We start from the raw sequence: 9,270 nt of genomic DNA, 5'->3' as shown, positions 1-9,270 counted from the left end.
GTTGGTGTTGTCATTAATCAGCAAACGCTTAACTGGCTTGCTGTTGCCGGTATATTCCAGCAATTCCTCAACCAGTAATTGCCCCTCGTCGTCCGGGTCGCCTGCGTGGATAATCACATCAGCCCGGTTAATCAAGTCAATGACGGTTTGGGTATGCGCTTCCTTTCCGGCAATCGGCTCATAGCGCAACGGGTAAAGCAGCAATGGCAAATCCTTGGCTTTCCACTGCGCGTAATCTGGATTATACGCTTCCGGTTCAATCGATTTCAGGAGATGGCCGTAGCACCATGTCACGACGTTATCGGCTGATTCAAGATAGCCGTCTTTTTTCTGGAAATGGTCACCCAGTGCTTTAGCAATATCCTTCGCCACAGAGGGCTTTTCTGCGATATATAGGTTCATACTTTTTTCCTAAAAGGGATATCAATTCAAACGAGTAGAATGGTTAGATTAGATGTCGAATAATTCTAAGGCAGAAGCAGCCTCTACAATGGCTGAAAGTTGGGGCGTAGGTAAGTAATGCTTATAGCTAACCCAAACAGGCTTGATTTTGCCATCGACTTCGACTGCTATGGGTCTTCTTTCAATAAAATCCCTGTCCAGCCAGACTCCATTGAATAAAGGAATACTTTTCATTTCAAAATAAACTTTTTTGGCTTCATAAGTCATTTTGTTAAGTATATGCATTAGATATCGGCAAACCAGAGCAAAATGTTTGACATCACCATCATCTTTTTTATCAAAATCGATAAGTCCCCATTGACGTACTCTGAATTTACCTGAAACCATAATGAAGCTGCGTTCAGTTTTCGTTGGAAATGTCCACGTGGCATAAAAAGAGAAAAAACCACGCTCTTTTTCTATCCAGGCTTCAGCAACAAAATGCGCTTCGCCATCTACTGAGACACGATGGGGAACATGAAATTTAACGTTATATTTTGAAGCAGGTTGTGTGTATTTACCCAGTATAAAGGTATCACCAACCTTCATGTCTCTGATTGAACGCTGAAAATAAAGAGGCATCCGGCAGTACCGCATAAAATCATAGATGGTGTTAATTGAACTCATTTTCATAAATGAGTTCCTTACCAATGAATAGGATAAGCCGGAAATGTTAACCAGCTTTCAAGTAGGTATTCCGTTTCCTTGTCCCAGCAAAAGTAATATCCATGTGGATTGAACCAGACTGAACGACCGTCTATGTTACCAATCTTCTCGGCGCCCCTTAATAATTGCCTCACATAAGAATTAGGCTGAAATGTATCTATTAGATTGATGTTTACCAACTCTGCCCTTGAGTACTTGTCGATGTTGGATCTACAGGCCTCAAACTGGGCATCAACTATTTGACCATTTTTTGTTTGATGGACAAAGCACTCCCAGATCACATCATTAATAGTTAAAACATGTTGTTGACTGATATTCACAAAAGAACTTTTTATTATATCTTTTTCATCAAAATTCATTTTCTCTGGAAAGCTAATGACAAATTCAAAAGCATCTCCTTTGCCGTGACTAAAGAGGGGCTTTAGGCGTTCTTCTAACTCAAATTCATTTCTGAAAGCGCGCACATCACGAATAAAGCAGGACATATACAGGTACTTCTCATTTTTGAACATGCCTTGCAAATCCTCTCCATGCAAAAGCACATAATTACTGATGCGGTCGTACAAATCAGGATCTTTTATTGTAATGTCTATGCCAATATCTGCTATTACTTTATCTGTTTTCAAATAGTCCCATAGGATAACTTCCCTACCAATCCGCGTATTAAAACGTTCTTTATCAGATTTATTGAATTTGCCATTCATCTCTGTAGCAATATCCTTCGCTCTAGAGGTTTTTTCTGCGATATACAGGTTCATTTTTCAACCTCTCAGTTTGCCAAATTGTTTCATAATGTCGCTGACTATTGCCGGATCTACCGTGGGACATCCGTCCAGAAAATCACGCCGTTTAACAAAGGTTTTCCATGGGTCAAAACCGTGTCGTCCAAATTTCCTAAGGGAGAAAAATTTACGAACAGCGCCACTACACTCACTTTGATTGCTGCCTTGTAGCTTCCCGTACATGCACAGTACAACGGTACACGGGTCGCCTGAGTCAACTTTTTCTTGAGCAGAAAGAGGAATACTGGCTGCAAGTAATAGCCATGTTGCAGTGAAGAGGGTTTTATTCATAATGACTTTCCTATCAAGTTGGTTTGAACTACGCTGATTGAGTATTTATTGAAAATGGTTATAAGGTTGACGTGACATGAAATTATGGAGAAACCTGTATTTACTAATATCTTCTTTGCTATCTCTCTCTTGTAGTATGTCTTCGCCAAAGGGTGTAAAGGCTGTAGAAAATTTTGATTTGAATCAATATCTCGGTCTCTGGTACGAAATTGCCCGACTAGACAATCGTTTTGAGTGTGGCCTAGAACGGGTTACCGCCAATTACATGCTTAATCCCGACGGGAGTGTGAAAGTCATTAATCGGGGATTTTTGCCCGAGCTGCATCAATGGCGAAAAAGTATAGGTAAAGCAAAATTTATAGGTTCCCCGAAAAAGGGGTCACTGAAAGTTTCCTTCTTCTGGCCGTTCTATGGTGGCTACCATGTGATAGCGCTCCATCCAGAATATCGTTATGCGCTGGTAGCAGGGCCAAGTCGAAACTATCTTTGGCTGCTTTCACGCACACCTAGGCTCGAGACGGCGGAAACGGAGTCTTTGCTAAATCTTGCCAGAGAACTTAATTTCCCCGTTGATAAATTGATATGGGTGAATCAGGATGAGTAGAATTTTTTAATTAATGCAAATTGCTTCACATTGGAAGCGAACAAAAAATTGCGGACCACCTGATAAAATCCAGTTTTTATGCTCATCTGGTTTCACATGACAGGCTACATAATCAAAATGGCTGCCCGGTAAGTGAAAGCCTGCGATCGCACAAAAATCGTGTGAGCCAATATTTTTAGCACCTGAATTGGTTTTATGATAGGAAACAGGACCCAGTCCAGTCGTTTTGGTCCACCTGCCGGTTTGACAGGAAAGGAGTGCGCCTTTAACATCCCGACTCACTAATCCATTGGAGGGGCAGGACGAACCTTCAACGACGACTTTCTGAACGTAGCACGCTACGCGTGAGCGGCGCAGCGGTGCTGCTTCGGGGATGTTAATGAGTTGAGTACTGTTTTATACTCGAGCTGTAAAAAATCTCCGGTTGATAAGCGGCCATCTGCGCGTACCGTACCGCCTTTTAACTGTCCTCCAGTATAAATACTTTTGTTGTTGACAGCGCGTATCCACTCATCATCAGACATATAAAATCCGCCCCTATGTTTGCTATTCATCCAGCCTTTATTATCCTGCGTGACCAGCCATCCCCCCTGACTTTTTATATCTCCGTTTGCGGTGACGGTTTTACTGAAAACCCCTTCTTTGGCATTAACAGCATTCGTGTTATTGAGATTGTTACCACCCATATCAATAGCGGTGTTCATCCGATTCAACTCAGGCTTATGTTTCACCTGAAAGCGATACAGCCGGTCGCTTTCCTGCAATACGCTGCCTAATATTTCTGACGACAACGCAATGGCAATATGTCCATATCGACAATCGAGGCCAAAATCCCTTGGCTGGCTTGTCCAGCCGCCGTAAGCCCCGATAGCGATATTTTTTTCGTCAACATAACCGCCCATACCGTTAATTTGAGCGGCAATCCGCCGCATTCCTTTTTCTGAAAGTGCGTTCCCCTGTACGCTGCAGGTGAGCGCCTGTAATGCTGGCTGGCTTTTGGCGCTGTTTTTCACGACGCCGGTGACGTACTGCTGACCCAAGCCGTTTTTCTCGGCGAAGCCCTGTTGCAGATAACCGTTTTTAATCAGTAACGAGGGCGTAATACGGTAGGGCAGGGGTTTATTGAGTAATTCATCACGATGGTCAGCAATATACTGCTTTGCCGCTTCATTAAACTGACCGGCATGACGGGCCGCGACGACCCACTCCTGTTCATCCAGATAGTCACTGTATTTCTCTGCACCCAACAGGGCGGCAAGGGCTACAACCACCAATGCCCCCATGATTTCCAGCGAGACAAATCCGCGATGGATTTCTGGCTTTTTTTTCTTGATTGTTTTTTTCAATATGTGACCTCCTTAAAAATAACTTCCCATCTGCCCAACCTGTGTAATAGCCGCTACGCCACACAGAAACGGCGCAAACGGGGCTGAACGATAAGTGACGTTTTCTTGCCACTGCATCGGATGGCGTGATCTTCTTGCCAGCAAAAAAATCCCTCCTGAAACGGCGGCACCACTGATTACCCAGAGAACAGCCGGGAAGGAAAACCACATGCCCAATCCTGCCATCAGGTACACATCGCCCAAACCAAACTGCGCGTAGCCATCGCGACGATAAGCAAAGGTTCGCAGTCCCAAAAGCACACCAAAGATAATTAACGCGGCGAGTAGGGCGGTCAATACGCTCTCCGGGGACAGCAGAAGACGAAAGACAGCGCCCGTCAACCCAAACACCAGCGTAAAACAGCGCGGTAAGCAGCGACTGGCCGCATCCAGATAGATAAACAAGGCTAAAAACGCGAGGAAAACCAAAGAAAACAGTCCCTGTAGCGGCGAGGGCGCTAGCATGGTCAATAGAAAGGTTAATCCGGTAAAAATCATAGACGTTACCGTAACCCGCCTACCGATAGCTGACAGCGGGCGCTCCTGATGAAAATCCAGAAATCGCCTTGCGACAATGACCACGCTGCTTTGCACGATGACGGCGCAGAGTCCCATCAACACGAGACTGACCGCGCTCATGGTTTCCTCCTGTCACCGCTGATAACCGGCCAGTAGCGCGCATAAATCTGTTGTGCGTAGCGCAAGCGTTTCTTTTCATTGCGGGGATGAAAGCCCGCGTTATATGACCCCAGACAAGCCCAGTTAACACCGCACTCACGCAGATGTTGCGCCAATATCCACGCGCCGATTTTAACGTTAAGGCACGGCTGATTGAGTAAATCCTGCTGGTTGCGGATCACTCCCATTTTCTGGAGTTTAGGGATATGGGTGGAATTGATCTGCATCAACCCATAATCCACGCTTAACACACGCCCCTGTTTATCTCGATTGATATTTACGGCTTTCGCAGACAGGCTGCTTTCCTGCTGGGCGATGGCTTTAAGCAGTTTGGGGTCAATCTGGTATATTGCGCCCGCCTCATTAAAACAAAACGCCTTTGCCGCCGTGGTTAAACATATGGCAAGCCACAAGGTAATCATTTTCACGATATTCGCTCCTTAAATGCAGAAAAAGCAACACTCGCCCTTTCTGCATCAAAAGGCTTTAAAAATTAAAAAAAGAAGGGGGGAATTAATTGTTAGATTTGAAAATGAGGGTATTGACGCCGACAGAGCCGTTATCCGCTTTACATTGTGAGCCGGCCTTTTCAGCGGTCACTGCGCCGACGTTATTACTACCGGATATGGAAACCTCGTGTATCATGGCGCTGCCACTGAGTTTTGTTGCCATTGTGCTACAGGCTTCCTGTGGCACGTTTTTATACGTGACGGAAAACCCTTTGTTATTGGTTGAGCCTTGCACTTTTTCCGGGGCAATGATGACATCACCGCCCCAGCCATTGGCTATTTTCGCATCGCCCTTTGATTTCTCTCCGTTAATGGTCATATTTCCGGGTACACCGCCAAATTGTACCAGTGTGCCGGTCATTTTCGCGCCATTGGTAAAGGGATATTCACCCTGGGTTTTTAGCATGCCGCGTGATTGCGTCACTAATGCCTGTACGTTAGCAATTTCGTCGTTAATGGTGCTTTTGTTAAACATGCCGGACACCGCGCCGACTGCGAGAACGATAGCGACGGCAATAATAGCCAGTACCCCCATCATTTCCAGACTTAAAAATCCCCGGTGAAGTGTTGACTGTTTTTTCATATTTTCCTCTTTGGTGTGTTGATAAAATGCCATTGAATTATTTTTCATTGCTTACCCCATTTGATTGACCATCGTATTTAAATCGCGGCTGGCTAATAACAGCAGCAACATATAACCGAATACCAATAAGAAGCAGAGCGCGGTTAACCAGAGCGTTTTTTTCTTGACCTGTTTGATGGTGATAGCCAACCAACGGTCAGCATAACGCTCAAGGCTGTGTTCTGTCCCCGCACCTTCGGTTAACAGCATCATTTGATTGACACAATCCCGTGAGGGAAAGTAGTAGCCGGTGCTTTTTAAAGCCAGTCCCAGATGTTCGCCTTGTCGCATATAATGGAGCGTTTCATTAATGCGCCTTTCCAGCCATGGACTCGCGGTTTCGCCAAGCATATTGACCGCCTGCATGACCGGAATATTGACGCGCAGCAAGGCGGCGATATTCAGCAAAAAATAAACGCCCTGCACGGCGCGATAGACTGACCACGGCGGCAGATTGTCGGCAATTTTTCGATTGACCCAATGGCCCATTGACCATGCCATCAATCCGAGCAGGGCCAGCAGGCCAAAGAGCAGTAACCACTCAAAATTAACAATAAATTCAGAAATACCTGTGAGCAGGCTTAAAGGTCCATCCCATTTCTCACGCGGCACCAGTCTTGCCAGCTTGGGGATAAACTTCTCACACACCATATGCATCATCAGCACTACAATCCCTAGTAGAAAACAGGGGTAGGCCAGTGCGCCGAACAGGGCGGAGACCATGGTTTTCTTGCCCTCGACAATCTGGCTGGCGCGCCGCAAGGCATCGGAGAGCTTGCCGGAAAGGATGCCGGAGCCAATCAGGGTGGCTTCCTGAACCGGCACCCACTCGAGCAGCACTTTTTCAAACGCCCCTTGCCCCTCATCCAGCGCAGACAGGCAATCGGTCAATAGCACCGCGTAGGGATGATGTTTGCGGCCAAAATCGGTGACCACGTTGCGCATATCGATAAAGGCTTGCTGCAATGATTTGTTGTTATCCAGCAGAAAGGCCAGCATGTCGTAGAAGGCAATGCGGTCTTTGGCGGAAAAGGTTTTTTGGTAAATCCAGCGGATGGTAGTGTCAACGTGAGGTTTAACAGCGAGAAAATCGATATTTAATCGAAACGACATATTTTACTCCAAAAAATGGTCGGTGACTTGAAAATGTCTTATATGACCCCCATATTTTTATTGTTGAAGTCAACTTTGATCTTCGACATACAGACCCTCAAGGAGGGCATATGACTTCTTATCGTTCTTTATCTCTAATTCCTACCTTCAGTAATTATCTTCCTGATCGCATTACCCAAATGGATCGGCTGTTTAGTCGGCTAACTGGTGAAAAGCCCCTTGGCGATAATCCAGCTTATAACCTACGTCAGAAAGACAAGAACCATTATGAGCTAACGTTTAGTGTGCCGGGTTATTCACAAGATGAATTGGAGATTTCTGTGCATAATCATCAGATAACCATCAGTGGTAAAGTGAGCGATGAGAAAAATGAATCAGAAGATGAAAAAGAAGGTGTTAAATGGTTACATCAAGGCATTAGTAAAAATGGATTTTCTGTAAATTTCAGCCTTGAGCATCGAATAACAATTCAGCAAGCGACGCTGGATAAAGGATTATTAACCTTGCAATTTATCTACGAGATCCCTGAACATGAAAAACCGCAGAAGATTCCAATTGGCGTTCAAAATGAATCAGGCCGTGTGCTTGAACACAACGCGGCTTAACAATGACGCCCCTGATTGGGGCGTTTTTATCAATAATTAAATAACCGTTTTTTGTTCAATACCCATACGTTCAATAATCAAGGTTAGCTTTCCTTTGGGTGTTAATGATAAAATTTTACGGATTTTATCAATTTCTTGTGGTGGATAATCTATACCATTGATGTTTTTAATAATATCACCATTTTTAAGATGGTATTTATCAAGTTCCTTGTTCTCATTATAGAAAATCTCTATGCGATTATTATAATATCTAACTCCAATGTTTCTAACGGGATATTGGTTTTCTTTATGCAATGAGTTTGTGTCATAGCAGAAAAGCATTTTACTTGGCATAAACGCATAGCGATTAAAGCGGGATAAAAAATTCATACCTAAAAGATATTGGTTATTATTGTTTCCAGCTATTCTTATTTCCCCAAGTGGGTGATTATTGAATTTTAAACCAGTGAGTATGTAATCACGTCTTTTAATAAGACCTGTTACCTCCATTGCTGAAATATTATATTTGATAGGTGTTATTTTCCCATTTTGTTTTTTAAAGTACTCCAGAAAATCGTTCCCAAGGTCACTTCCATCGTTTCCGGTATCAACTCTCATCTTTATGTAATCATTGTTTCCATAATCTAGATACAAGGATGGTGATTCGCCATAGGCATCTGAATATGCTATGCAGTATGAATAAGTTGATATTGAAGGTGATTTTTTTGATATGGTTAAAAGTCTTTTTTTATTATCAATTTGCCAGTTAAATTTTCTAAAAGTATCAATGCCGATAATACCATCTATATTTGTACCGACTGCTTGAGTAAAAAGACTTAAATCTTTTGCAATCCATATTTCGTTATCACTGACTTCTTCTTTACCAATAAACATGCTCACTGGCTTAAGGAATTTAAGGTTTTTAACGTCGATTTTATCGTGAACACTTTTAAAGTTAGAGAAAATTTCCTTATGGAATGGATGCAAGGATGAGTATGAGACTTCCTGTGTTATTTCTTTAGCTATTTCTTCGTCGATAATGGTAATACTGGCACCTGTATCAACTAAGAAATGATATAACTTATTGTTGATGGAAACAGGAATAACCAGACTGCTATAAAAATTTTCATTTAAGATATCATTGGCAGCCTCATTTGATTTCTCTGGTTTTTTAACCGTACATCCAGATAAAGATGAAGTTAGAAGAGCCATAGAGAAGACTACTAATGTTGTCTTTGCACATACATTCATTACTTACGCACTCATACAGTGATAGATTAATCATAATACACATAAATACCTGTGTGTGTAATTTATTGAGGCAATAACGTATAACTATCTTCATCAATCGGGCAAATAAAATGCGCGGCCAGTGGGTCAACTTCTCCCGCATGGATGTAGTGCAGAACGTGCTGATTACGGGTCATGCCACCTAGTTTTCGATGCCAGTAGGTTTTCGCGGCCGCTTTACTTTTTGTCCGGTACAGTTCAAAAAATTGGGCATCCGGGGCAATCACTTCGGCTACCACAATCCGCCCGACAATCCCGTGATAACAGTGTTCGCAGCCTTCAAAATGGCGCATAAACACCTTTTC

General features: G+C 43.5%; 13 protein-coding genes and 1 pseudogene. 2 read left to right on the top strand and 12 right to left on the bottom strand.

Annotated elements, in window-relative coordinates; genetic code table 11:
• The 4 genes from G468_RS0119015 to G468_RS0119000 form a co-directional block, all read right to left on the bottom strand.
• A partial coding sequence (locus G468_RS0119015; RefSeq protein ID WP_026824281.1) for a toprim domain-containing protein occupies positions 1 to 402 on the bottom strand: 402 nt, incomplete at its 3' end.
• A 48-nt stretch (positions 403 to 450) separates the two neighbouring features.
• On the bottom strand, positions 451 to 1,074 hold the full coding sequence (locus tag G468_RS0119010; protein ID WP_026824280.1) for a hypothetical protein: 624 nt from the start codon (positions 1,072 to 1,074) through the stop codon (positions 451 to 453).
• Between the two features lie 11 nt (positions 1,075 to 1,085).
• Positions 1,086 to 1,865, bottom strand: a complete 780-nt coding sequence (locus G468_RS0119005) for a glycosyltransferase family 61 protein (RefSeq protein WP_246067570.1) — start codon at positions 1,863 to 1,865, stop codon at positions 1,086 to 1,088.
• Positions 1,866 to 1,868: 3 nt separating this feature from the next.
• On the bottom strand, positions 1,869 to 2,180 hold the full coding sequence (locus tag G468_RS0119000; RefSeq protein WP_026824278.1) for a TrbM/KikA/MpfK family conjugal transfer protein: 312 nt from the start codon (positions 2,178 to 2,180) through the stop codon (positions 1,869 to 1,871).
• Between the two features lie 76 nt (positions 2,181 to 2,256).
• Between G468_RS0119000 and G468_RS0118995 the strand changes: the two genes are divergently transcribed.
• Complete coding sequence (locus G468_RS0118995) at positions 2,257 to 2,784, top strand: lipocalin family protein (RefSeq protein WP_026824277.1); 528 nt, start codon at positions 2,257 to 2,259, stop codon at positions 2,782 to 2,784.
• Between the two features lie 6 nt (positions 2,785 to 2,790).
• Here the strand turns inward: G468_RS0118995 and pilV (G468_RS22160) are convergent, their stop codons facing one another.
• From pilV (G468_RS22160) to G468_RS0118970, 6 genes are all read right to left on the bottom strand, one after another.
• Positions 2,791 to 3,141, bottom strand: a complete 351-nt coding sequence (gene pilV, locus G468_RS22160; protein WP_246067633.1) for a shufflon system plasmid conjugative transfer pilus tip adhesin PilV — start codon at positions 3,139 to 3,141, stop codon at positions 2,791 to 2,793.
• Complete coding sequence (gene pilV / locus G468_RS22155) at positions 3,123 to 4,130, bottom strand: shufflon system plasmid conjugative transfer pilus tip adhesin PilV (protein WP_051297222.1); 1,008 nt, start codon at positions 4,128 to 4,130, stop codon at positions 3,123 to 3,125. The genes pilV (G468_RS22160) and pilV (G468_RS22155) overlap by 19 nt, the downstream gene beginning before the upstream one ends.
• Positions 4,131 to 4,142: 12 nt before the next feature.
• The gene (locus G468_RS0118985; RefSeq protein WP_026824276.1) at positions 4,143 to 4,808 is read right to left on the bottom strand and encodes a prepilin peptidase; all 666 of its coding nucleotides are present in this window, start codon (positions 4,806 to 4,808) and stop codon (positions 4,143 to 4,145) included.
• Positions 4,805 to 5,269 (bottom strand): lytic transglycosylase domain-containing protein, encoded by a 465-nt coding sequence (locus G468_RS22150; RefSeq protein WP_034250640.1) that lies wholly within the window; start codon positions 5,267 to 5,269, stop codon positions 4,805 to 4,807. Before G468_RS22150 ends, G468_RS0118985 begins: the two co-directional genes overlap by 4 nt.
• A gap of 91 nt (positions 5,270 to 5,360) precedes the next feature.
• Entirely contained in the window at positions 5,361 to 5,831 is a 471-nt protein-coding gene (locus G468_RS0118975) for a type 4 pilus major pilin (protein WP_248604913.1), read from the bottom strand.
• A 159-nt stretch (positions 5,832 to 5,990) separates the two neighbouring features.
• Positions 5,991 to 7,091 (bottom strand): type II secretion system F family protein, encoded by a 1,101-nt coding sequence (locus G468_RS0118970; protein WP_026824274.1) that lies wholly within the window; start codon positions 7,089 to 7,091, stop codon positions 5,991 to 5,993.
• A gap of 110 nt (positions 7,092 to 7,201) precedes the next feature.
• Here G468_RS0118970 and G468_RS0118965 point away from each other — a divergent pair, with 110 nt between their 5' ends.
• A complete protein-coding gene (locus G468_RS0118965; protein WP_026824273.1) occupies positions 7,202 to 7,696 on the top strand; it encodes an Hsp20 family protein in 495 nt (164 codons plus the stop codon).
• A 36-nt stretch (positions 7,697 to 7,732) separates the two neighbouring features.
• Here G468_RS0118965 and G468_RS0118960 read toward each other — a convergent pair whose 3' ends face one another.
• Both G468_RS0118960 and G468_RS0118955 read right to left on the bottom strand, forming a co-directional pair.
• Positions 7,733 to 8,887 carry a retroviral-like aspartic protease family protein gene (locus G468_RS0118960; RefSeq protein WP_162143454.1) on the bottom strand — a complete coding sequence of 385 codons (1,155 nt, stop codon included), beginning with the start codon at positions 8,885 to 8,887 and terminating at the stop codon, positions 7,733 to 7,735.
• 101 nt (positions 8,888 to 8,988) lie between these two features.
• Positions 8,989 to 9,270: pseudogene (locus G468_RS0118955) on the bottom strand (type II secretion protein E); the annotation flags it as partial.

This window comes from Arsenophonus nasoniae DSM 15247, assembly GCF_000429565.1.
Lineage (GTDB): Bacteria > Pseudomonadota > Gammaproteobacteria > Enterobacterales > Enterobacteriaceae > Arsenophonus > Arsenophonus nasoniae.
The sequence above is the reverse complement of the archived record's forward strand: the minus strand, read 5'-3'. Positions and strand labels throughout refer to the sequence as shown.